Here is a 21,018-nt window from a genome sequence, read left to right as displayed (position 1 = left end):
CCCTACTGTGAATCCCGTCCGGCTGCCAACTGCGCCGGACGGAAGGCCACTTGGGCCGGTGCCGGGGAGGGCGCCGCCGAGGGCGGCACAGGGCGGAGGGGGAGCGATGAGCGGCACCGCCGGGCCCGTCGGGGCCGGTGCGACACCCGGCCCGGCCGGGGCGACGGCCGGGCCCACCGGGGGTATCCGGGCACAGGTCAAGCGCGGGCTGGCCCGCCGGGCCGGCGGCCGCCCGGGCGAGGGCGCCACCGTGCTGATCTACCACCGGATCGGCGGCGGCAGCCCGGACGAACTGGACGTCGCCACCACCGACTTCACCGCCCAGGCCGACCTGCTCGCCGAGCTGCCGCCCGGCCGGGTGGTGTCGCTGGACGAGGCCGCGGACCGGATCGAGGCCGGCCGTCGCACCCCGAGCACGGTGCTCACCTTCGACGACGGCTTCGCCGACGTGTACGACAACGCCTGGCCGCTGCTGCGTGAGCGCGGGCTGCCGTTCACCGTCTACCTCACCAGTGGCCGGGTCGGCGGTGAGATGAGCTGGGAGGGGTCGACCGCCAAGGTCTCCGGCGCGCCCGGGCTCGGCTGGGAGCAGCTGGGCGAGATGACGGCCTCCGGGCTGTGCACCGTCGCCAACCACACGCGCAGCCACGCCCGTCCCGAGCTGCTCACCACCGCGGAGCTGGACGGCTGCAACGACGACGTCGAGCAGCACCTCGGCGTCCGCCCCCGGCACTACGCCTACACCTGGGGCGTGCCCGTCCCGCACATGGAGCCGGCCCTGCGGGCGCGCTTCAGGACGGCCGCGACCGGCCGGGTCGGCCGCAACACGCCCGGCGTCGACCCGGTCCGGCTCTGCCGGGTGCCGGTCCGCCGCACCGACCCGATCGACTTCTTCCGCGCCAAGCTGTACGGCCGGCTGATCCCCGAGCGGGCCTACGCCCGGATCGTCGCGACCGCCAAGGCGGTGGGCGCGCGTGCCTGAGAGCCCGGTGCCGCAGCGCCTGCGCGGCCCGGGCGGCCGCCCGCTGCGGGTCGCCCACCTCACCACCGTCGACATGAGCCTGCACCTCCTGCTCGCCACCGAGCTCAAGGTGGACCTGGAGGCCGGCTTCGAGACGTACGGCATCAGCGCGCCCGGGCCGTACGTGCCCGATCTGGAGGCGATCGGTGTCCGGCACGAGCCGCTGCACGCGCTCACCAGGGCCTGGCAGCCGCGCGCCGACGCCGCCGCCGGGCGCGAACTGCTCGCGGTGCTGGACCGGATCCGCCCGGACGTGCTGCACACGCACAACCCGAAGACCGGCGTGCTCGGCCGGGTGCTCGGGCGGCTCGCCCGCGTCCCGGTCGTCGTCAACACCTGCCACGGCCTCTGGGCGCAGGCCCACGACCCGCTCGCCAAACGGGCGTTCGTGCTCGGCGCCGAGGCCTTCGCGGCGCGCTTCTCGCACGCCGAGCTGTACCAGAACGGCGAGGACCGCCGGACGCTGGCCCGGGCCGTCCCGGCCCGCCGCTCGCGGGTGGTCGGCAACGGCGTGGACCTCACCCGGTTCGCCACCGACCCCGGCGACCGGGCCCGAACCCGGGCCCGGCTGCGCGCCGAACTCGGCGTCGGGCCGGAGGAGCTGCTGGTCGGCGGGGTCGGCCGGCGGGTGGCGGAGAAGGGCATCGGCGAGTACGCCGAGGCGGCCCGCGCGCTGGCCGGCAAGGCCCGCTTCGTCTGGATCGGCCCGGACGACCCCGACAAGCCGGACGCCCACGGGGGCGAGTCCGGTGTCGAGTTCGTCGGCCCGCGCAGCGACATGCCCGCGGTGTACGCGGCCCTCGACGTCTTCGTGCTCCCCTCCTACCGGGAGGGGTTCTCCCGGTCCGCCATGGAGGCCGCCGCCGGTGGTCTTCCCATGCTGCTCAGCGACATCCGCGGCTGCCGCGAGATCGGCCACCACGAGGAGCACCTGCTCCTCGCCCCGCCCGGGGACGCCCGGGCCCTCACCACCGCGCTGGACCGGCTTCTCACCGAGCCCGGCCTGCGTGACCGGCTCGGTGCCGCAGCGCGGCTCCGCGCCACGGAGCACTTCGACCAGCGTGCCGTCGCCCGGGTCTCGCTGGAGACCTACGCGGCCGTGGCCCGCGCCAAGGCACTGTCCTGGACGGCCGGCTGAGCCGACCCGTCGACCACACCGCATCAGGGGGAAGGACCGTCATGAAGCGAGGGGGGGACCTCGCGGTCACCGTCCTGGCCGGGATCGTCGCGATTCCGCTCGGCCTGGTGATCGCCCTGCTGATCCGCTGCACGATGGGCGGACCGGTGCTCTTCCGGCAGACCAGGACCGGGCGGCACGGCCACGAGTTCGAGATCCTCAAGTTCCGCACCATGCGGGACAAACGTTTCCCCGAGGAGCCGGACGCGCCGCGCATCACCCGGCTCGGCGAGCTGCTCCGCAGGACCAGCCTGGACGAACTCCCGCAGCTCTGGAACGTCGCCCGCGGCGAGATGGGCGTGATCGGGCCCCGGCCCACGCTCCCGGAGCAGGTCGTGCACTACTCGGACCGCCAGCGCGGCCGGCTCGACGTCCGGCCCGGTCTCACCGGCTGGGCGCAGGTCCGCGGCCGCAACTCGATCGGCTGGCCGGAGCGGATCGAGCTCGACCTCTGGTACGTCGAGCACCGCTCGCTCCGGCTGGACGTGCGGATCCTCGTCCTCACCGTCAAGGTGCTGCTGGACCCCAGTGGCATCACCGCCGCCGGCGGGGTCAACCCCGGCTTCCCGGCGCCGACCGAGCCCGCCGGGACGCCGGCCCGGCGGGGCGCGCAGCCCGGCGGGCAGCCGGCCGCCGAGCAGCCCGCCCGCGCGGTCATGCCCGTCGCGCCCGTCACGCCGGCCACGCCCGTCGCGCCGGTCACCCCGGTCGTTCCGGTCGCCTCGATCACGCTGCCCCGGCAGGCCACCGCGCCGCGGCTGGCGCACCCCGTCCGCACTGCCGTCGAGGAGGTCTCCTGAACGCGGAACCGGCGGCGACGACCGCCGTGCCCACCACCGGAGAGCCGGGCCGTCCCGGTCTCTGGATCGCCGGCGCCGGGGGCGTCGGCCGGGAGACGCTGGACACCGCGCTCGCGGCCGGCGTCCCGGTCGAGGGCTTTCTGGACGACCGGCAGTACGGTAGCGCCGTCCGGGGCCTGCCGGTCCGCCGGCCCGCCGACCTGCCGGCCGGTGCCCGTTACCTGGTCGGCATCGCCGACCCGGCCGTCCGGCAGCGGCTGAGCGCCCTGCTGGACGGTCTGGGCGCGGTGCCCGCCACCCTCGTCCACCCCCGGGCGCTGATCGCCCCGGACACCGTGCTCGGCCCCGGCTGCCTGGTGATGGGCGGCGCGTACGTCTCCAGCAGCGTGCGGCTCGGTGCGCACAGCCAGGTGCACTACAACGCCACCGTCGGCCACGACACCGTGTTCGGCGAGCGGGTGACGGTCTACCCGGGCGGCAACGTCTCCGGGGCGGTACTGCTCGCGGACGGTGCGACCGTCGGCAGCAACGCGGTCGTTCTGCAGGGCCGCACGATCGGCGCGGGGGCCTTCGTCGGCGCGGGGGCGGTGGTGACCAGGGACGTCCCGCCGGGTGTGGTCGTGGTCGGCTCACCGGCCCGCCCGCTCCGGCCGGCGTGACCGGGGCCCGGCCGGCTGCGGGGTCCGGGAGCCGGTCGGGTGGGCGAGCAGGTCGGCGGTGCAGGTCGGCCGGGCGCGGGGGCCGGCGGATAGGCTGCCGGGCATGGCCATTCCCACGTTCCTCGCCGAACTCCGCGCCCTGGTCGGCACCCGCAAGCTCTGGCTGAGCGCCGCCGTCGCCGTCGTCCTGGACGACCAGGGCCGGGTGCTGCTCGCCCAGCGGGCCGACGACGGCCGCTGGGCCCTGCCCGGCGGCATCCTCGAACCGGGCGAGCAGCCCGCCGACGGCGCGGCGCGGGAGTGCCTGGAGGAGACCGGCGTCGAGGTCGTCCCCGAGCTGCTCGCCGCGGTGGACGTCACACCCGACGTCACCTACCCCAACGGCGACGTGACGCAGTACCTGGTGACGGTCTTCCGCTGCCGGATGGTCGGCGGCGAGGCCCGGATCAACGACGACGAGTCGCTCGCCGTGGGCTGGTTCGCCCTGGACGCGCTGCCGCCGCTGGTCGAGCAGGAGCGGCAGTGGCTCCGTCAGGGCCGGGAGGCCCGGGGCGGGACGCTGTTCGAGTGGGCGGGCGCGACCCGTCCCGGTGACCCGCTCCGGTGACCCGCCCCTGACCCGTCCCGGCGGGCGGCCGGGCCTCGCGGGCAGTCGCCGGACGGCTGCCCCCGGGTGCGCTCAGAGCGTCCGGAACCACTCCGCCGTACGCTCCAGCCCCTCGCGCAGCGGCACCGGCCGGACGTCCGGGAAGAGCGCGCGGAGCCGCGCGTTGTCGGCCTGCGAGTCCCGGACGTCGCCGGGCCGGGGCTCGGTGTGGGCGACCGCGACCGGGTGGCCGAGCACCGACTCCAGCTCGCCGACCAGCTCCAGCAGCGACGTGCGGGTGCCGAAGGCCAGATTGACCGGATCGGCGTGCACCACCCGGCGGACCACCGCCTCGGTGATCACCTGGGTGACGGTGCCGACGTAGGTGAAGTCCCGGCTCTGGCCGCCGTCCCCGTGCACGGTCACCGGCCGCCCGGCCAGGGCCGCGTCCAGGAAGGCCGGGACGACCGCCGCGTACGCGTGCCCGGCCGGCTGCAGCGGCCCGAACACGTTGAAGAACCGCAGCGGCAGCACGCCCAGCCCGTAGCAGTGGTGGTAGGCCGCGAGGTACGACTCGGTGGCGAGCTTGGAGACGGCGTACGGGCTCATCGGCGCGGTGCGCATGGTCTCGCGCTTGGGCAGCTCGCGGTTGGCGCCGTACACCGAGGACGAGGAGGCGGCGGCCACGTACAGCCCGCCGGCCCGACGGGCGGCCTCCAGCACCTCCAGGGTGCCGGTGGCGTTCGCGTGGTGGCTGGCCAGCGGGTCCGCCACCGAGCGGGGGACGGAGGGCAGCGCGGCCAGGTGCACCACCGCCTCGGCGCCCGCGAACGCCTCGTCCAGCAGGGCCGGTTCGAGGATGCTGCCCTCGTACAGCACGGCACCGGTGCCGGCCAGGTTGGCCTTGCTGCCGGTGGACAGGTCGTCCACCACCCTGACCTGCTCGACCTCGGGGCGGGCCAGCAGGGCCCGGACGAGGTTGGCTCCGATGAATCCGGCCCCACCGGTGACGACCACGCGCATGGCTGAGGTTCCCCCCTCCGACCGCCCGGCCGCTCGGCCGGCACGGTGCCGATCGTAGCCGGGTGGTCACCCGCTGTGGGGTGGAACGCCGAGAAGTCCCGTGCGGGCGGTGCCGGTTCAGTCCTTCCGCTGGCGGTAGGCCTCCTCGGCGGCGTCCAGCACCGCGGCGAGGTCGCCGCCCGCGGTGGCTGTCGCGACGGCGGCGACGGCGCCCTCCACGAACGGTGCGTCGGCGAAGCGCACCGGGAACGGCAGGCCGTGCTCGTCCGCGTCGCCGAGCAGCGCGCGGACGGTGGACACCGCGCCGCCTAGGTCGGCGAGGATCACCACGCCGTGGCCCTGGTCGACCCGGCGGGTGGCGGCGGCCACCAGGACGGCGCTGATGCCGGGGCCGGAGACGAGGTCCCCGCCGGTCGCCGCGACCGGGGCGGGGGCGTCGGAGCCGGCCAGTGCGAGCGCCAGGGCCCGGACGGCGGCGGCCAGCTCCTGGCTGTGCGAGACCAGGGCGATCCCGACCCGTCCGTGCGCGGGCGGCCGGCCCGGCGTCGGCCGGGGCAGCGGGGTCCGCGAGGGCGGGGTGCGGGGCGCCGGGGGGTGGGCCGAGGGGGCGTCGGAGATGGGGATGACATCGGCGCGGGTGCCGTCCCGGCGGCTCATCGGCTGCTCCTCGGGCGTTGGGTGGGGGCTTCCCACACTCTGGCAGTTCACCCGCCGCCCGCCCGGGCGGGACACGCTCGGCGCGGCGACGGCGGTGGGGCCGGCGGGGGCGGAGCTTCCCGGGGCGGCGACGGGGGCGGAGCGTTCGGGGCGGCGCGCGATTGGACCTAGCACACCGGCCCGGCGCGCGGGGCCCGCCGCCGGGCATCGGCCCCGCTCGGGGGAGTCCTCGGCAACCCGCTGACCGGGGCGGCGGCGGTGACTAGGCTGGAACCGGTAGACCGTCGGGAGGAGACCAGCAGTGGCAGCCAACATCGGGATTGACGTGGGGTCGGTAGTGGAGTCGGCGGTGGGGCGGGTCGTGGAGCCCGCGGGGGAGCCGGCCGGGGTGCCGTCCGGCCCGGCCGCCGGGGCGGTGGCCGACGTGGCGCCGGAGCTCGCGCCGAGCGGGAAGCCGAAGGTCGACTTCACGGGTGCCACCTGGCTCTGCAGCAGCCAGGGCGTCGGGGACGTCCAGATCGCGTTCGTGGACGGCTACATCGGGATGCGGGACGGCCGGCAGGAGGACGGGCCGGTGCTGGTCTTCACGCCGGGGGAGTGGCGGGCCTTCGTGCTCGGTGCGCGGGACGGCGAGTTCGACCTCACCTGAGGCGCCTTCGGACGGGCTCCGACCGGGGCCCGTCCTCGCTGTGCATCGGGCGTGCATCGGTCGGGTCTCGTTTGAGCGTACCCGGTCATTATTTCTGTTGACTGTTAGACAAACGCAGCTCAGAGTATGAGCACAGGCAGACGCCGTGCCCACCGCCCCCACGCGGCCAGACACGGCGCCTGCTGTTGCAGCCCGGCAGCGCTGCCAGGCCCCTCCCAGTCATCCCCTGCGCACCGGGGTGCGTCGGCCGGTCCCGACCCCACGAGGAGGTCGGCAGTCGCCGGGAGGCTGGTACCGACGTCGAGAGCGACTCAGCGGCGGTACCGGGTGCTCGGGACCCGCACGCCCCCACGCGGCGGCGTCCCGAGCAGATCCGCGGGAGCGACGGGCCGGGGCCCCGCGGACCTTGCTTGTGTGACGTGGAACTGTTGGCTTCTGTGTGCTGCTCGCTGTGCTGTGCGGTGTGCGACGACGAAGCTGGGTGCTCGGCGGTTCGGCACGACGATGTGCACAGTGAGGGATACGCGTGTAGGGCCGCGTTGCGACATGCCGTCCCCCCGAAGGGTGAAACCCAGAACGGCTGTCGTGCTGAACCGAACGTAGCCCGGACGGTTGCTCAGAGTCAACATTGGTCTCTGAGCGTCGATCTCCGTCCGGCGCCCCACCCACCCCGCGAACGCGGTGTGCCGGGCACGTACGATGTTCCCATGTCTTTTCTCCGCCGTCGCTCCGGCCAGCCCGCCGGCCCGGACTTCGACGTGCTCGCGATGGACCCGGGCGACTGGCCCGGCGACTTCGGTGCGGCCATGATGACCGGCCCGGACGGCTCCTGCCAGGGGATTTTCCTGCGCTACGACCTGTTCGGCGGCAGAGGCCCGGCGATGTTCATCGGCAACCTCCCCGACGGTTCGCCGGCCCGTGAGACCGGGGACGAGGTGCCCTTCGAGGTCCGGCAGCTGCTCGCGGCGCTGGAGAACGAGGAACCGGTCGACTTCGTCTCGGCGGAGGACTTCCCGGTGATGCTCGGGGACGACCTGCTGATCGTGAAGAAGGTCAAGGTCAGCGAGGGTCGGGTGTTCTGCTCCCAGTTCGGGCGCAGCGACGGCGTCCAGGTCACCATCGCCTCCTGGGACCGACCGATTTCGGACGACCTCTACCAGCTGCTGAAGCCGCTCCCGGCGGACATGTTCCAGCAGGGCTGACGCGCACCCCGGCCGGTTCGCCGGCCGCGGGGCCGCCCGCCACCGCCGCGGGCGTCGCTTGACGGTTTCGATCATCGCTTCGTACAGTCGCGAACATGTCGTGCCGTCTCCCGCTGCTGACCCGTCGCAGCTATCTGGACCTGCGGCGCACCGCCAGCGCGGCGTGTCCGGGCCACTGAGGGGGATTCGTCCCCGAGGCGGCGGGCGGCCGGCCGTGTGCGGCCGGCGCCGATCCGGGGGCGGGCCATGCGCCGACCTCCGGGGCCGCCAACCGGTACCGCGCGCCCGCCGGGCGTGCCGCCCGCAGTTGCCGAGCCCACGCTGCCGCCCGGAGGCACCGCACCATGACCACCACCGCTGCCGACCAGTTGCCCGTCGCCACCGCCCTCGCGGGGCTGCCCCGGGTCGTCGACCTGCTGGCCGCCCGGGCGGAGGAGCACGACCGTGACGCCACCTTCCCCTACCAGGGCATCGAGGCGGTGCACGAGGCCGGGCTGCTCACCCTGACCGTGGCCCAGCGGTACGGCGGGCCGGGCGGCACACTCGCCGACACCGTCCGGGTGCTCGCCCAACTCGGGCGCGGGGATGCCTCGGTGGCCGTGGTCACGGCGTTCACGCTGCTCCAGCACGCCGAGCAGGCCCGGGCCGCGAGCTGGCCGACGGCCGGGTACCGGCGGCTGCTCACCGAGTCCCGGCGCGGTCCTGCCCTGGTCAACACCCTGCACGCGGAGCCCGGTGGCCGGCCGGGCGGCCCGCCCGCCACGCTGGCGCGCCGGGACGGTGACGGCTGGCTGCTCACCGGCCGGAAGACGTACTGCGCCGGAGCCGAGGCGCTGGCCTGGATGGCGGTCACGGCGCGGACGGACGAGCCGGTGCCGCGGATCGGGACCTTCCTGGTGCGCGGTGAGAGCGAAGGCATCGAGGTCGACCCGACCTGGGACCAGCTGGGGCTGCGGGCCAGCGCCAGCCACGACGTGGTGCTGGACGCCGTCCGCGTGCCGGTCGAACTGGCGATCGGGCTGACGGTGCCGAGGGCACCGGCCGGATCCACCCCTTCGGGAAGCGGAACCGGCCCTTCCGGCGGCGGTTCCGGAGTGGCCGGAACTGCCCCTTCGGGAAGCGGAGCCGGCGAGTCCGCGGTGCCGGCCGCCGAACTCACCCGGGCCTGGCACGATCTCGCCCTCTCCGCCGTCGCCCTCGGGGTGGCCCGCTCCGCCGAGGCCTGGCTCGTCCGCTTCCTGCACCAGCGCACTCCGGCCAATCTCACCGAGCCGCTCGGCCGGCTGCCGCGCTACCGCTGCGCGCTCGGCGAGATCGAGGCCCAGCTGATCGGCGCCGAGGAGCTGGTGCACGGCCTGGCGCCGCGGGTGGACCGGGGCGAGCCGGACGCCGTCGCCCGCACCGGGCCCGCCCAGCTGCTCGCCACCCGGGCCGCGATAGCCGCCGTCCAGCAGGCCGTCACGCTCACCGGCAGCCCCGGGCTGAGCCGGCGTCACCCGCTGGAGCGCTACCTGCGCGACGTGCTGAGCAGCCGTGTGCACTTCGCCCCGGACGAGGCGGTGCTGGAGGCGGCCGGCCGCGCCGCGCTGGACCGCGGCGCCCGCCCCTGACGGGTGAGCACGCGAGCGGCCGGGGCCTCGGTCCCGGCCCCGGCCGCTCGCTGTCTGCCGCCCGTCTGCTGACTGCCTGTCCGCTGCCTGCTGCCAGGGGTCAGCGGGTGCCGACGGCGGCCCGGACGGCCCGGCGGGCCAGTGCCGCGTCGTCGTACAGCCGGCGGATCATGATCCGCTGCTCCTCGCCCGCGCCCGGTACGTCGTACAGCCGGATCTCCCGCATCAGCACCAGCACCAGGTTGACCAGGAACGCGTCCCGGGCCAGCGTGCCGCCGCTCTGCGCGAGTTGGCTGATCTGCCGGCGGGCCGCGGTGTCACCGGAGAGCACGCTCCACAGCACCGCCAGGTCGTAGCCGGGCAGGTACCAGCCGGCCTGCTCCCAGTCGACCAGCACCGGGCCGGACGGCGCCAGCAGCATGTTGCTGAGCAGGGCGTCGCCGTGGCAGAGCTGGAGCGGGGTGTGGCTCAGGCCGTGCAGCAGGCCGCGCAGGTCCCCGGCGTCCCGGTCGGTGAGCTGGCCCACCGAGTGGTACCGGGCGATCTCCAACTGGTAGTCCAGCCGCTGCTGGAACACGTCGGTCGGCGGCCGCCACAGGTTGAGCGTGCGCACCGCGGTGAGCAGCGCCCGCACCTCGCCCGGGGTGGGCGCGTTGACGGGGTGGCGCTCCCGGGCGGCGGGCCGGCCGGGAACGCGCTCCATGACGAGCACGCAGCGGTCGTGGTCGGCCGCCACCAGCCGGGGCAGCCGGACCGGCGGGCGGTGCCGGACGAAGGCCCGGTAGACCGCGACCTCGTGGTGGAAATCGGCCACCAGCTGCTCGAAGTACTCGCTCCGGACGGCCTGCGGCGCCAGGCACTTGGCCACCACCGGGGCCCGCCCGATGGTGCCCGCCACCAGGATGTGGCGGCTCCCCTCGCGCAGCACCTGGCGCGGGGTGAAGGCCGGGCATATCCGCGCGACACCGGCCAGCGCGGCCCGTACCGCCGGGGTCTGGAGTGCCGACGGGTCGATCCGCTCGGCGGTGCCCGGCTGGCCCGGCCGCATCGGCGGGCGCAGCATCCGGCCGTCGCCCGGGCGGGCGACCGGGATCCGCGCGCCGCCCGGCAGGGCGGTGTCCGGGGCGCGCAGCCCGAGGGCGGTCCGGGCGGCCTGACCCCGCGTGTCCGCGGACCGGCCGTCGGTGCCGCGCGGTGCCACCGGGCGGCTCGTCGGCGGGACCTGCTTCGGGCCGGGCCGGCCGGCGGCTGCGGTGGGGGGACGCAGCGGCGAACGGGTCGCGGTCGGCGTGGGGGAGGTCGCTGAGGAGTACATGGGGTGAGGGAAGTCCCTTCCTGTCCGTCGGCGGGTGCGCCCCGCGGTGCGGGGAGGGCCGGTGCCGCGTGCTTCCTGGCGTGACGGCGGCCCTGGCTCGGTGCGGTGGGTGGAGCGCGGGCGCCGGGCACGGACGCGGGGGCCGGAGCCCCTTGCTACGGCGGTGAACCGGCCGGCCGCACCCTGGGGAATGCGGTGGCCGGACTGCCGTGGCCGTGCCCGGCGCCCCCGCGCCACCCGGCCGCGCCACCCCCTCGGGTGAGGACCGGGGGCGCCCCCGTGACCCGGTCGGGGGAATCCCCGGTCAGGTCTGGGGCGCCGCCCGACCCGAGGGGCGAGGTGGCGCACCCCTACATCACACCCGGATGGCACTGGTTCGTAATGTGGCGGACCCTGGCGAAGCCTGGCGAATGCTCGCCTGGCACATGACGGAGCCTCTAGCCTCGAACCAGCCGAGGAACCTGGGGGCTTCACGTGAGCAAGGGGCCGAACACCCGACTCGCCGATCTGTTCGTCCTGACCGGATGGTCGAAGGGCGAGCTCGCACGGCTGGTCAACCGGCGTGGTGCCGCGATGGGACAGCAGCAGTTGTCCACCGACACTTCGAGGGTACGGCGCTGGATCGAGCAGGGGGAGATCCCGCGCGATCCGGTGCCGAGGGTGCTGGCGACCGTGTTCACGGAGCGGCTCGGCCGTGTCGTCACCACTGAGGACCTCGGTCTGGAACGACACCGGCCCACCAGGACCGGAGCGGCGCAGTCCGCGACACATCCATGGGAGCCGGATCGAACGGCCGCGGTCCTCACCGAGTTCACGGGAATGGACCTCATGCTGAACCGACGTGGATTGGTGGGCGCGGGTGCCGCGCTCACGGCCGGGGCGGTCGTCGCCGACTCCCTGAAGGGCTGGCTGGGCGGGGACGCGGTCGCTTTCGCGGCCGCGGTGCCCGGCCCGCGCCCGGTGATCACCGGTCAGGGCGCTGCCCGGCCGGTGGTGGACGTGTACGACGCGGGCCCGGTCGGGCTCGACGAGGTGGAGGCGCTGGAGCGCTCGGTGCAGGTGTTCCGCGCCTGGGACGCCGCGCGCGGCGGCGGCCTCCAGCGCAAGGCGGTGGTGGGTCAGCTCAACGAGGTGGGCGGCCTTCTGACGCACCGCCACAATCCGCTGGTGGAGCAGCGGTTGTGGCTGGTCGCGGCCAACCTCGCGGTGCTGGCGGGCTGGATGTCGCACGACGTCGGCCTGGAGCCGACCGCGCAGAAGTACTTCGTGATCGCCGCCGAGGCGGCGAAGGAGGCGGGCGACCGGCCGCGGGCCGGCGAGGCGATCTCGCGGGCCGCCCGGCAGATGGTCCACCTGGGCCGGGCCGACGACGCGCTCGACCTGATGTCGGCCGCGCGGGCGAGCGGTGGCCGGGTGCTGCCCAGAACCCGGGCGATGCTCAACACCGTGGAGGCCTGGGCGCACGCCTCGATCGGGCACGCGCAGGACACCCGGCGGCTGCTCGGGGAGGCGGAGGAGCTCTTCGCCGAGGACGTGTCCGAGCCGCCGCCCTCCTGGATGCAGGTCTTCGACGAGGCCGAGCTGCGCGGGATGCAGGCACTGGTGCTGCGCACCCTCGCCGAGCACGACCCGTCGGCGGCGCCGCAGGCCCGCCGGCAGGCCGAGCGGGTGATCGAACTGCGGGAGGGCACCGGGCAGCTGCGCTCGGCGCTGTTCGACCGGATCACCCTCGCCTCGGTGCACTGGCTGACCGGGGAGCCGGACGCGGCGGAGCTCCAGGCGAAGATGGCGATGAACCTGATCGGCCAGAACTCCTCGCACCGCACCTGGGACCGCCTGCGCGAGATGTACCGGCTGACGGCGCGCTACCGCGGGCTGCCGGTGGTCGACGAGCTCCGCGCGGAGCTGGGGCGCGAGCTGCGGAAGGCGGACGCCACGAACCGGCCGAAACTCGCCTGACGGCGGCCACGGGCCGGATGTGCGGTTCGGGTGTCCCTGCCGTGCGGATTCTGTACGGATTTCCGGGGATTCGGTATGCCCGGCTCCGTGTCGGTCCGTGCCGGTATGTCCTGATCCGTCCTGCCGCGGTGCGATGCGGCGGGCGGTACTCCCGGGCCGGGTGCGGCCGGCCCGGAGGCAGTCGGCCCGGAGAGAGCCGGCCCGGAGAGAGCCGGCCCGGAGGGAGTCGGCCCCGAAACGGCCGGCCCGGGTGCGGCCGGCTCAGGCCCGGTCGGCCGGGCGGATCAGCAGGCGCAGTGCGGTGACGGTGCCGTCGGTGCCGAGGACGGGCTCGCCCGCGCACTCGACGAGCGCGTGCCCGCCGCCGGGGCGGCGGACCTGGAGGGTGCCGTGCGCGTGCCGCCCGTGCACCAGGGCGTCGGTCATCATCCGGCGCAGCTGCGGCCGGTCCGCCTCGTCGAGGCGGTCGGGCAGCCGGTCGAGGCTGAGCGGGCCGCGTCCGGGGTCGCACCCGAGCAGTCGGAAGGCCTCGGCGGACCACTGGACGTCGTCGGTGAGCAGATCCCACTCGGCCGAGCCGACTCCGGGGCCGGACGGCGCCTGCGCCGTGCCGTCCACTCTGCCGCTCACCGGGTCGTCCCCACCACCGGGGGCCGTGGCCCGGCCCGCCCCGCCGCCCGTCCCGTTCTCCGCCGGCGTGCCCGCCGGGGCCGGGGCCGTGGCGGCGCCAGGCGGGCGGGTGGCAGGAGTGGTCATGCTCATGGCGATTCCAGTGCTCGGGGGCCGCCGCCGGAGAGGGGCCTGTCTGGTCGGTGAGACGACTGTCGCACAGGCGCATCATCCCTGTGGGGGATTCGGGCAGATCCTCGGCAAAGTTCCTCCGGCATATGCCAGTGCACGGGAAGGGCCGATTGCCCTGTGTGCGACGGGGTGTCCGAGGCGGTAACCTTCGGTGATTCCGGCGCCCGGGCGCCCACCGCAGTACCCGACCAGAGACCCCGGCGACGGAAATCCCGTTGCCACTACGACCGCCGCAACGGATGCTGACCTCATGTTCGAGCCAGTGATAGCACCTAGTGCCAGCCTCCTCGGCCTCCTCCAGCGAGGCCGCGGTGACGGGCAGCTCCATGCGCTGGCCGCCGACCGCACCGAGGCCATCGCCGCACTGGAGGAGTGCGTCACCAGCGACCCGCGGGCCGACTGGCAGGTCGAGAACCGCTCCCTCTACTACGCACGCCTCTTCATGGAACTCGAGGCGCCGCTCGACGGGATCGAGGACCACCTGCACGACCCGGAGGACCTCCTCGACGACGACGAGACCCGGACCGGCCTCGCCCTCTCCGTCCTCGGCCACCTCGCCGCCTACGGCCGGCGCGACGCGCTGCTGATGCTGCGCGAGTACGCCGCCACCGGCACCAACTGGGCCTGGGCGCTGGACGAGCTGGCACTGCGCGACGACGACCGCGGCCTGCTGCTGCTCGGCACCGCCGTGCTGGACCGGTTCCCGCCGGGCCCCGAGGGCGACGCCGAGCTGCGCGAGTTCATCCGCGGCGCGTACGAGCCCCGGCCCTGGCGGCTCTGGGCGGCCTACCACCCGCGGGTCGCGGCGGCCGGCGAGCAGTCCCCCTTCGACCTCTGGCAGCGCCAGGTGAACCGCAGCGGCGTGACGCCCGGCTGGTCCACCGCCGACGTGCTGGCCTGGGCCGACCAGGGTGACCTGGGCGGCCACGGCGCCGGCGCCTTCCTCCGGCAGCCCGACCGCCCCGAGCCGGCCCGCAACGCCGACCCGGCCGGCCCCGACGCCGTGGACCGCCGCGCCGCCGCGGCCGCCCGCTGCCTGGCCGCGGTCGTCCGCCCCGAGGACGTTCCGGCCGTCCAGGAGGCCGCCCGCAGCGGCCTGCCCGGTGCCCGCCGGGCCGCCCTGCGCTACCTCGTCGACCAGCAGGATCCGGCCGTCGCCGGCCTGATCGAGGCCGCCGCCGCCGACGTGGACGACCGGATGGTGCGCGCGGCCCTGGAGCTCGTCGGCCGGATGCGCGGCCCCGAGGCACTGGCCCGCGCCCGGCGCTGGGCCGACCCGACCACCGGCGGCGCCGACAGCGCCCTCGGCGAGGCCGCCGTCCAGTTGCTCGCCGACGCCGGCGAGGCCTGCGACGCACCCCTGGTCGTGACCGGGCTGCGCCGCTGGATCTCGGTGCGCGGGGTGACGGGTACCGGCCTCGGGGCCCTGGTCGACGGTGCGGGGCGGCTGGCCGCCGCCGACGCTGTCCCGGTCCTGCGCCACATCTACGGCGAGTCGGCCTCCTCGGAGCTGCGCGGCCGCGCCGCCCGGGCGCTCGCCGCGACCGACGTGCACTTCCCCGAGGGCCCGGCCGTCGAGTGCCTCTGGGACTGCGAGGAGTCCACCCGGGAGCTCGCCGCGAGGCACGTCGCCACCACCGGCGACGCTCGCGTGCTGGAGCGCCTGCGCCGCCTCGCCGCCGACCCGGCCGAGGAGGCCGAGGTCCACGCCGCCGTGCGCGGCCGGCTGACGGCGGCCCGCGAGCGGAGCCGCTAGCGAAGAGCCGCCGCCGGCCTCCTGACCGGCCCCGGCGCAGCGGAACGACGACGGGCCGGACACCTCAAGCAGGTGTCCGGCCCGTCGTCGTTGGCGCTCCGGTTGCCGTTCCCGTTGCCGTTCCCGGTGCCCGGGAGCCGTCCAGGGGCGAGGTGGAACCGCGTTCTACTCCGCTCGGTGTGCCGCGCTACTTCACATGCCGCGCTACTTCACGACCCCGGCGTCGGCGGCCAGGGTGCCGGTGCTCACCAGCACGATGATCAGGACGCCGAGCGCCACCCGGTACACCACGAACGGCATGAAGCTGTTGTTCGAGATGTACTTCAGGAACCAGGCGATGGCCGCGTAGCCGACCACGAAGGCGATCAGGGTGGCCAGGACGGTCGGGCCCCAGGCCGGGGCCGGGCCCTCCCCGATCTTGAACAGTTCGAGCAGGCCGGAGGCGAGCACGGCCGGGATCGCGAGCAGGAACGAGTACCGGGCCGCCGCCTCGCGGCTGTAGCCGAGCAGCAGGCCGGCGCTGATGGTGCCGCCGGAGCGCGAGACGCCGGGGATCAGTGCCAGCGCCTGGGCGAAGCCGTACGCGGCGGCGTGCGGGAAGGTCAGGTCGGTGATCGGCTTGGCGTGCCGGACGGCGCGGGTGCGGTCGGCCACCGCCAGGATCAGGCCGAAGACGATCAGCGTGGTGCCGATGATCCGCAGGTCGCGGAGGTTGGTCTCGATGGAGTCCTGGAACAGCTTGCCCAGGATGCCGATCGGCAGGGTGCCGATGATGACGAACCAGCCCATCCGGGCGTCCTGGTGCGAGCGCAGCGCGGGCCGGAACAGCGAGAGCGTCCACGTCTTCACGATCGAGGCGATGTCGCGCCGGAAGTAGATCAGCACGGCGGACTCGGTGCCGAGCTGCGTCACGGCGGTGAACGCCGCGCCCGGGTCGTCCCAGCCCAGCAGGGCCGAGAAGACCCGCAGGTGGGCGCTGGAGGAGATCGGCAGGAACTCGGTGAGCCCCTGGATCAGGCCGAGGACGGCCCCATGGAACCAGTTGATCACCGGACACCCGCCCGGGGTATCCGTCGCTCGATGCGCATCAGCGGTCCTTGCTGGTAATCGGTGCGGGAGCATGCCGTGGGCATGCACGAGGCACATGCCGATGGCATGCGAACGGCCGGTCCCGCCCGACGCTCGGGGCGCGCGAGGGCCCGGCGCGCGCCTGATGGTACGCGGTGAAGGTGACGGCTTTTCGCCCGGCCCTGCTCCGTGCCCGTCCCCGCCCGCCCGGCACTCGTGGCGCTGTCAGCCGCGGGGCCGGCCGGTGCCGGGGAGGGCCCGGGCCCAGGTGCGGTCGTCGGTCAGGTAGGCGTCCACGGCCAGGTCGGATTCGGCCAGCGCCGTTTCGAAGGCGGCGGTGTCGAGCGGCCGCGAGAGGAAGGTCTGGGTCCAGCGCGCGTCCGGGAACTCGTACTCGACGTGCACCGTGTTCACCCCGTCGCCGACGGGGGCGGAGGAGGCGATCCTGACCAGCCCGTCGGTGCCCAGCGGGCGTTCGCGCGGCACGTTCCGGTGCCAGTCCTCGCCCTCGCGCTGGATCAGGACGCAGCCGTCCGCCGCGACGTGCCGCCGGCAGGCGTCCAGCAGGCCGCGTCGGACGGCCGGATCTCCCGCGTGCACCAGGAACGAGCCCAGCAGGACGACGTCGAAGTGCTCGCCGAGATCCAGTCGCTCGATCGGGCCGCGGACCGTCCGGGCACCGCGCACCCGGGCCAGCATGTCGGCGGACTCGTCCACGGCCGTCACGGTGAAGCCGAGCTCGATCAGTGGATGCGTCACCCGGCCGACGCCGCAGCCGAGTTCGAGGATGCGTGCGCCGGCCGGGGCGGCCTTCCGGATCACCTCCGGCTCCCCGTTCACCGGCAGGCGCGCGTACATCTCGACGGCGCAGCCGTCCGGTGTGATCGCGCCCGGCCCCGTCCCGTCGTGGCCCCTGCGTCGCGTCCCCGTCAGTCGCGTCTCTGTCATGAGTCCCATCGGAGCACGTGTCGGCGGGAGTGGGAAGAGGGCGTTCGGGCGAGGGTTGATAGATACCCCCAGGGGGTATACATTCGTCAACGACGGAGCGAGGAACGCGGTGCCGAGCGCGGTGCCGGGGCGAGTGGAGGACGACATGGCACACACCACGCAGCACGGGCACGGGCACCAGCACGAGCAGCACGCGGGCCACGGCCACCAGGGTCACCCGGCGGGCCACGAAGGTCACGAAGGTCACGAGGGTCACCAGGGTCACGCCGGTCACCAGGGCCACGTCGCCCACGCCGGGCACGGTGCCGGGCACGGCGGTGGTGCGAGCTGGCGGACCGCCGCACAGGCGACCCTGCACTGCCTCACCGGCTGCGCGATCGGCGAGATCCTCGGGATGGTGCTCGGTACCGCCTTCGGCCTGCACAACGGCGCGACCGTGGTGCTCTCGGTGCTGCTGGCCTTCGTCTTCGGCTACGCCCTCACCATGCGCGGTGTGCTCAAGGCCGGTCTGGACGTCCGGGCCGCGGTGAAGGTGGCGCTGGCCGCCGACACCGTCTCGATCCTGGTGATGGAGCTGATCGACAACAGCGTGATGGTCACCGTCCCGGGTGCGATGGACGCGGGCCTCGGCGACCTGCTGTTCTGGATCGCGCTGGCCGGCTCGCTCGTCCTGGCCTTCGCCCTGACCGTGCCGGTCAACAAGTGGATGATCGGCCGGGGCCGCGGCCACGCGGTGGTCCACGCCCACCACCAGCACTGAGTGCCCGCCGTCCGGTGCCGGTGCCGGTGCCGAGGCCGGGGTCCAGGGCCCGGGGCCCGGGGCCCGGGGAGCGGAGCCCGGAGGCTGGGGCGAGACGAGTGGGGCGCCGCAGCGGCCCGTACCGACCCGAGGGGGCGGTACGGGCCGCTGCGTTCGGTGCTCCTACGGACCCCGCGGTCCGTAGGCAGGGCCGATCGGGTCGGTGGGGGCGACGCCCCCCGAGGTGGGGCGTCGGCACTCGACCTGTCGGCCGTCGCACTGGCAGGCCGGGTGGTCAGGCCTTCCGGATGGAGTACGCGACCCCGCTGCCGACGCAGCCGCTGCTGCTCTGCGAGCCGGTGACGACCCACCCGGCGGGGATGGGGGAGAAGGAGCAGACGGTGGCGTAGACCTGGGTGGTGATCCGGCTGATGGAGTAGGCGACGCCGGTGCCCGCGCAGCCGCTGCTGCTGTACGAGCTGGTGACGACCCACCCCGCGGGGATGGGCGACATGGAGCAGACGGTGGCGTAGGACTGGTTGGTGACGTTGCTGATGGAGTAGGCGACGCCCGTGCCGGCGCAGCCGCTGCTGCTGTACGAGCTGGTGACGACCCACCCGGCCGGGATCGGGGACATCGAACAGACCGTGGCAGAGGCGCGGTTGGTGACGTTGCTGATGGAGTAGGCGACGCCGGTGCCCGCGCAGCCGCTGCTGCTGTACGAACTCGTGATGACCCACCCTGCCGGGATGGGGGACATCGAACAGACGGTCGCGGAGGCCAGGTTGGTGGCGTTGCTGATCGAGTAGGCGACGCCCGTGCCGATACAGCCGCTGCTGCTGTACGAGCTGGTGATCACCCACCCGGCCGGGATCGGGGACATCGAACAGACGGTGGCCGACGCCTGCGTGCTCACATCGGCGATGCTGTACGCGATGCCGGTGCCGGCGCAGCCGCTGCTGCGGTAGGAGCTGGTGATGACCCAGCCGGCCGGGACGGGGGAGTTGGAGCAGATCGTCGCGCTGCTGGTGAGCTGCTGCGGGGTCGCCTGCGCCTGCGCGGCTGCCGCGGTCATCATGCCCAGGAGCATGAGAACGACCGTCACCAGATGGGGTATGCGGTTCTGTACGGTCTTCACTTCGGGCCTCAAATCGTCTCGACGCGCCACGACCACGTTGGTGTGGGTGAGGTGAACGCTTGGCACACTGATCCTTCACCTCGGCTGAGATGGTGTCAGAGTTGCTCAAGTGCCACCAGAGCGCCGGATGTCGGCGTCCCGGCGTCGGGCGCTCTGCGGGATCGTCGACCGCCTCGGTCGGCTGCCCGGGCTCCGGCTGTGCGCGCGGCGCGCGGCGAGCAACCGGCCCGGCCCGGTGCGACGTGGCCCGTGCTCCCTAGCTCGGCAGGCCGTTCTCCAGGTCGAGCAGGGTGGCGCGCAGCCAGGTCAGCTCGGCCCCGGTGGTGGCGCGGGCGATCAGCAGGATGCCGCGCCGGAAGGGATCGTCCATCTCCTCGGCGCCGACCGGGCGTTCCCCGTCGTAGAAGAAGCTGGCCGGCTCGCTGAGGAACGCCAGGCGGCGGCGGAGCACGGCGGCCTGGGCGTTCGGCTCGCCGTGCAGGTGGCGGAGGAAGGCCAGCACGGTGAACCAGCGGTTCTCGTCGCTGATGTCCAGGTCGTCCGGCGTGCGGAGCCGGTCGAGCAGGGCGGCCCGCCCGGCGTCGGTGAGGTGGAGGGTGTGGCGGGGGGCGGCCGCCGATCCGGGCTCGGTCTCGCGGACCAGCAGGCCGTCGGACTCCAGGCGCTTGATCGCCGGGTAGAGCGTGCCGTCGCTGATCGGCCGGACGTGTCCGGTGAGGGCGGCCAGGTGGCGGCGCAGCTGGTAGCCGTGCAGTGGCCGGTCGTGGAGGAACCCGAGGATCGCGAGCTTCAGCATGGGGCCACTCTCCCAGAGGTCGGGCTCCCGGCCGCGGGCGGCATATATCTGTACCGCTATACCTCGGCATCGAGGTATGGTCTGGATGCGCGAAGCCCGCTGCTGCGTGCCGCCTCCGGTGGTGCGTGCTGCCCCGAACCACGAAGGAGTACGACCGTGCGCGATGTCACCGTCACCCCGAACGGCGACCGGATCCGCTGGGTGGAGCTGCCGGGTGCCGAACCGGCCCGGCTCTACCTGCACGGCCTCGGCGCCAGCTCGCCCGTCTACTACGCCGCGGCCGCCGCCCACCCGCTGCTCACCGGGCGCCGCTCGCTCCTGCTCGACCTGATGGGCTTCGGCATCAGCGACCGGCCCACCGACTTCGGGTACACGCTGGAGGAGCACGCCGACGCGGTGGCGACGGCGCTGGACGCCGCCGGACTCGCCGGCGTCGAGGTGGTCGGGCACAGCATGGGCGGTGCGGTCGCGATCGTGCTCGCCCACCGGCACCCGCGGCTGGTCGCGAACCTCCTGCTGGTCGACTCCAATCTCGACCCGGTCGCGCCCGTCCGCCGTCCGGGCAGCAGCGGGATCGCGACCTTCACCGAGGAGGAGTTCCTGGCGGGCGGTCGCGAGGAGGTCGGGCGGTGGGTCGGCCCGTTCTGGTGGTCGACCATGCGCCTGGCCGGCCCCGAGGCCCTCCACCGCACCGCCGTCCACGGCACGCGCGGCACCGTCCCGACCATGCGCGAAATCCTGCTCGACCTGGCCGTCCCGCGGACGTTCCTGTACCCGCAGGAGGACGGCGAGCCGGTGGGTGCGGCGCGTCTGCGGGAGTCGGGGGTGGAGCTGGTGGCGATCCCGGACTCGGGGCACAACATCATGTTCGACAACCCGGAGGCCTTCGCTGCGGTCGCCGCTGCCGCTCTGGCGCGCCGCGCCACTCCGGCATGACGTGCCACTCCAGCATGACGTGCCGTCATGGCGCGTTCTGCCGGGATGGCCTGGCAACGCACCTCACCGCCACGCCGTGCCCACGTGACATGACACGCTGACCGTTCGGCCCGGCGCGCCGGGCCCGCGTCCCGTCCCCGTCCCTGTCCCCGGGCGCCTCCGCGTCCCCACGCGTCCG

At 74.7% G+C, this 21,018-nt stretch carries 20 protein-coding genes; 12 read left to right on the top strand and 8 right to left on the bottom strand.

Annotation, left to right across the window (positions count from 1 at the left end; genetic code table 11):
• Positions 1-106: 106 nt before the first annotated feature.
• The 5 genes from OH807_RS08430 (at position 107) to OH807_RS08410 (ending at position 4,264) form a co-directional block, all read left to right on the top strand.
• Positions 107-982 carry a polysaccharide deacetylase family protein gene (locus OH807_RS08430; RefSeq protein ID WP_406195850.1) on the top strand — a complete coding sequence of 292 codons (876 nt, stop codon included), beginning with the start codon at positions 107-109 and terminating at the stop codon, positions 980-982.
• Complete coding sequence (locus OH807_RS08425; protein WP_406195848.1) at positions 975-2,159, top strand: glycosyltransferase family 4 protein; 1,185 nt, start codon at positions 975-977, stop codon at positions 2,157-2,159. Before OH807_RS08430 ends, OH807_RS08425 begins: the two co-directional genes overlap by 8 nt.
• Positions 2,160-2,200: 41 nt before the next feature.
• A complete protein-coding gene (locus OH807_RS08420; RefSeq protein WP_406195846.1) occupies positions 2,201-2,998 on the top strand; it encodes a sugar transferase in 798 nt (265 codons plus the stop codon).
• Positions 2,999-3,024: 26 nt separating this feature from the next.
• Complete coding sequence (locus OH807_RS08415; RefSeq protein ID WP_406195844.1) at positions 3,025-3,657, top strand: NeuD/PglB/VioB family sugar acetyltransferase; 633 nt, start codon at positions 3,025-3,027, stop codon at positions 3,655-3,657.
• Between the two features lie 103 nt (positions 3,658-3,760).
• Positions 3,761-4,264 (top strand): NUDIX hydrolase, encoded by a 504-nt coding sequence (locus tag OH807_RS08410; protein WP_406195841.1) that lies wholly within the window; start codon positions 3,761-3,763, stop codon positions 4,262-4,264.
• Positions 4,265-4,336: 72 nt separating this feature from the next.
• Here the strand turns inward: OH807_RS08410 and OH807_RS08405 are convergent, their stop codons facing one another.
• Positions 4,337-5,266, bottom strand: coding sequence for an NAD-dependent epimerase/dehydratase family protein (locus tag OH807_RS08405; RefSeq protein ID WP_406195839.1), 930 nt, complete (start codon positions 5,264-5,266; stop codon positions 4,337-4,339).
• A gap of 117 nt (positions 5,267-5,383) precedes the next feature.
• A complete protein-coding gene (locus OH807_RS08400) occupies positions 5,384-5,923 on the bottom strand; it encodes a PTS-dependent dihydroxyacetone kinase phosphotransferase subunit DhaM (protein ID WP_406195836.1) in 540 nt (179 codons plus the stop codon).
• Between the two features lie 415 nt (positions 5,924-6,338).
• Between OH807_RS08400 and OH807_RS08395 the strand changes: the two genes are divergently transcribed.
• The 3 genes from OH807_RS08395 (at position 6,339) to OH807_RS08385 (ending at position 9,384) form a co-directional block, all read left to right on the top strand.
• Positions 6,339-6,572 carry a DUF397 domain-containing protein gene (locus tag OH807_RS08395; RefSeq protein WP_406210802.1) on the top strand — a complete coding sequence of 78 codons (234 nt, stop codon included), beginning with the start codon at positions 6,339-6,341 and terminating at the stop codon, positions 6,570-6,572.
• A 707-nt stretch (positions 6,573-7,279) separates the two neighbouring features.
• On the top strand, positions 7,280-7,774 hold the full coding sequence (locus tag OH807_RS08390; RefSeq protein WP_406195834.1) for a hypothetical protein: 495 nt from the start codon (positions 7,280-7,282) through the stop codon (positions 7,772-7,774).
• 344 nt (positions 7,775-8,118) lie between these two features.
• Entirely contained in the window at positions 8,119-9,384 is a 1,266-nt protein-coding gene (locus OH807_RS08385; protein ID WP_406195831.1) for an acyl-CoA dehydrogenase family protein, read from the top strand.
• A gap of 100 nt (positions 9,385-9,484) precedes the next feature.
• Here the strand turns inward: OH807_RS08385 and OH807_RS08380 are convergent, their stop codons facing one another.
• The gene (locus OH807_RS08380; protein WP_406195828.1) at positions 9,485-10,699 is read right to left on the bottom strand and encodes a phosphotransferase; all 1,215 of its coding nucleotides are present in this window, start codon (positions 10,697-10,699) and stop codon (positions 9,485-9,487) included.
• A gap of 474 nt (positions 10,700-11,173) precedes the next feature.
• On the opposite strand from OH807_RS08380, the gene OH807_RS08375 reads away from it, so the two are divergent.
• Positions 11,174-12,658, top strand: coding sequence for a hypothetical protein (locus OH807_RS08375; RefSeq protein ID WP_406195825.1), 1,485 nt, complete (start codon positions 11,174-11,176; stop codon positions 12,656-12,658).
• A gap of 261 nt (positions 12,659-12,919) precedes the next feature.
• Here OH807_RS08375 and OH807_RS08370 read toward each other — a convergent pair whose 3' ends face one another.
• A complete protein-coding gene (locus tag OH807_RS08370) occupies positions 12,920-13,420 on the bottom strand; it encodes a hypothetical protein (RefSeq protein ID WP_406195823.1) in 501 nt (166 codons plus the stop codon).
• A gap of 289 nt (positions 13,421-13,709) precedes the next feature.
• On the opposite strand from OH807_RS08370, the gene OH807_RS08365 reads away from it, so the two are divergent.
• Positions 13,710-15,215, top strand: coding sequence for a HEAT repeat domain-containing protein (locus OH807_RS08365; RefSeq protein WP_406195820.1), 1,506 nt, complete (start codon positions 13,710-13,712; stop codon positions 15,213-15,215).
• A gap of 204 nt (positions 15,216-15,419) precedes the next feature.
• On the opposite strand, the gene OH807_RS08360 is transcribed toward OH807_RS08365, so the two are convergent.
• A complete protein-coding gene (locus tag OH807_RS08360; RefSeq protein ID WP_406210800.1) occupies positions 15,420-16,262 on the bottom strand; it encodes an undecaprenyl-diphosphate phosphatase in 843 nt (280 codons plus the stop codon).
• A gap of 246 nt (positions 16,263-16,508) precedes the next feature.
• Entirely contained in the window at positions 16,509-17,231 is a 723-nt protein-coding gene (locus OH807_RS08355) for a class I SAM-dependent methyltransferase (RefSeq protein WP_406195818.1), read from the bottom strand.
• 145 nt (positions 17,232-17,376) lie between these two features.
• Between OH807_RS08355 and OH807_RS08350 the strand changes: the two genes are divergently transcribed.
• On the top strand, positions 17,377-17,991 hold the full coding sequence (locus OH807_RS08350) for a DUF4396 domain-containing protein (protein ID WP_406195816.1): 615 nt from the start codon (positions 17,377-17,379) through the stop codon (positions 17,989-17,991).
• A 274-nt stretch (positions 17,992-18,265) separates the two neighbouring features.
• On the opposite strand, the gene OH807_RS08345 is transcribed toward OH807_RS08350, so the two are convergent.
• Positions 18,266-19,075, bottom strand: coding sequence for a hypothetical protein (locus OH807_RS08345; RefSeq protein WP_406195813.1), 810 nt, complete (start codon positions 19,073-19,075; stop codon positions 18,266-18,268).
• A 289-nt stretch (positions 19,076-19,364) separates the two neighbouring features.
• Entirely contained in the window at positions 19,365-19,904 is a 540-nt protein-coding gene (locus OH807_RS08340; RefSeq protein WP_406195810.1) for a PadR family transcriptional regulator, read from the bottom strand.
• A gap of 156 nt (positions 19,905-20,060) precedes the next feature.
• Here OH807_RS08340 and OH807_RS08335 point away from each other — a divergent pair, with 156 nt between their 5' ends.
• Positions 20,061-20,840 (top strand): alpha/beta fold hydrolase, encoded by a 780-nt coding sequence (locus OH807_RS08335; protein WP_406195807.1) that lies wholly within the window; start codon positions 20,061-20,063, stop codon positions 20,838-20,840.
• The last annotated feature ends 178 nt before the right edge of the window (positions 20,841-21,018 follow it).

Origin of the sequence: Kitasatospora sp. NBC_01560 (genome assembly GCF_045208415.1) — a bacterium.
Taxonomy (GTDB): Bacteria; Actinomycetota; Actinomycetes; order Streptomycetales; family Streptomycetaceae; genus Kitasatospora.
The sequence above is the reverse complement of the archived record's forward strand: the minus strand, read 5'-3'. Positions and strand labels throughout refer to the sequence as shown.

Bases quoted from the DNA above. Each gene is read 5' to 3' on its own strand.
- OH807_RS08365 (WP_406195820.1), top strand. From the start codon at position 13,710: ATGTTCGAGCCAGTGATAGCACCTAGTGCCAGCCTCCTCGGCCTCCTC.
- OH807_RS08385 (WP_406195831.1), top strand. From the start codon at position 8,119: ATGACCACCACCGCTGCCGACCAGTTGCCCGTCGCCACCGCCCTCGCG.
- OH807_RS08400 (WP_406195836.1), bottom strand. From the start codon at position 5,923: ATGAGCCGCCGGGACGGCACCCGCGCCGATGTCATCCCCATCTCCGAC.
- OH807_RS08380 (WP_406195828.1), bottom strand. From the start codon at position 10,699: ATGTACTCCTCAGCGACCTCCCCCACGCCGACCGCGACCCGTTCGCCG.
- OH807_RS08420 (WP_406195846.1), top strand. From the start codon at position 2,201: ATGAAGCGAGGGGGGGACCTCGCGGTCACCGTCCTGGCCGGGATCGTC.
- OH807_RS08410 (WP_406195841.1), top strand. From the start codon at position 3,761: ATGGCCATTCCCACGTTCCTCGCCGAACTCCGCGCCCTGGTCGGCACC.
- OH807_RS08370 (WP_406195823.1), bottom strand. From the start codon at position 13,420: ATGAGCATGACCACTCCTGCCACCCGCCCGCCTGGCGCCGCCACGGCC.
- OH807_RS08430 (WP_406195850.1), top strand. From the start codon at position 107: ATGAGCGGCACCGCCGGGCCCGTCGGGGCCGGTGCGACACCCGGCCCG.
- OH807_RS08355 (WP_406195818.1), bottom strand. From the start codon at position 17,231: ATGACAGAGACGCGACTGACGGGGACGCGACGCAGGGGCCACGACGGG.
- OH807_RS08350 (WP_406195816.1), top strand. From the start codon at position 17,377: ATGGCACACACCACGCAGCACGGGCACGGGCACCAGCACGAGCAGCAC.
- OH807_RS08405 (WP_406195839.1), bottom strand. From the start codon at position 5,266: ATGCGCGTGGTCGTCACCGGTGGGGCCGGATTCATCGGAGCCAACCTC.
- OH807_RS08390 (WP_406195834.1), top strand. From the start codon at position 7,280: ATGTCTTTTCTCCGCCGTCGCTCCGGCCAGCCCGCCGGCCCGGACTTC.
- OH807_RS08340 (WP_406195810.1), bottom strand. From the start codon at position 19,904: ATGCTGAAGCTCGCGATCCTCGGGTTCCTCCACGACCGGCCACTGCAC.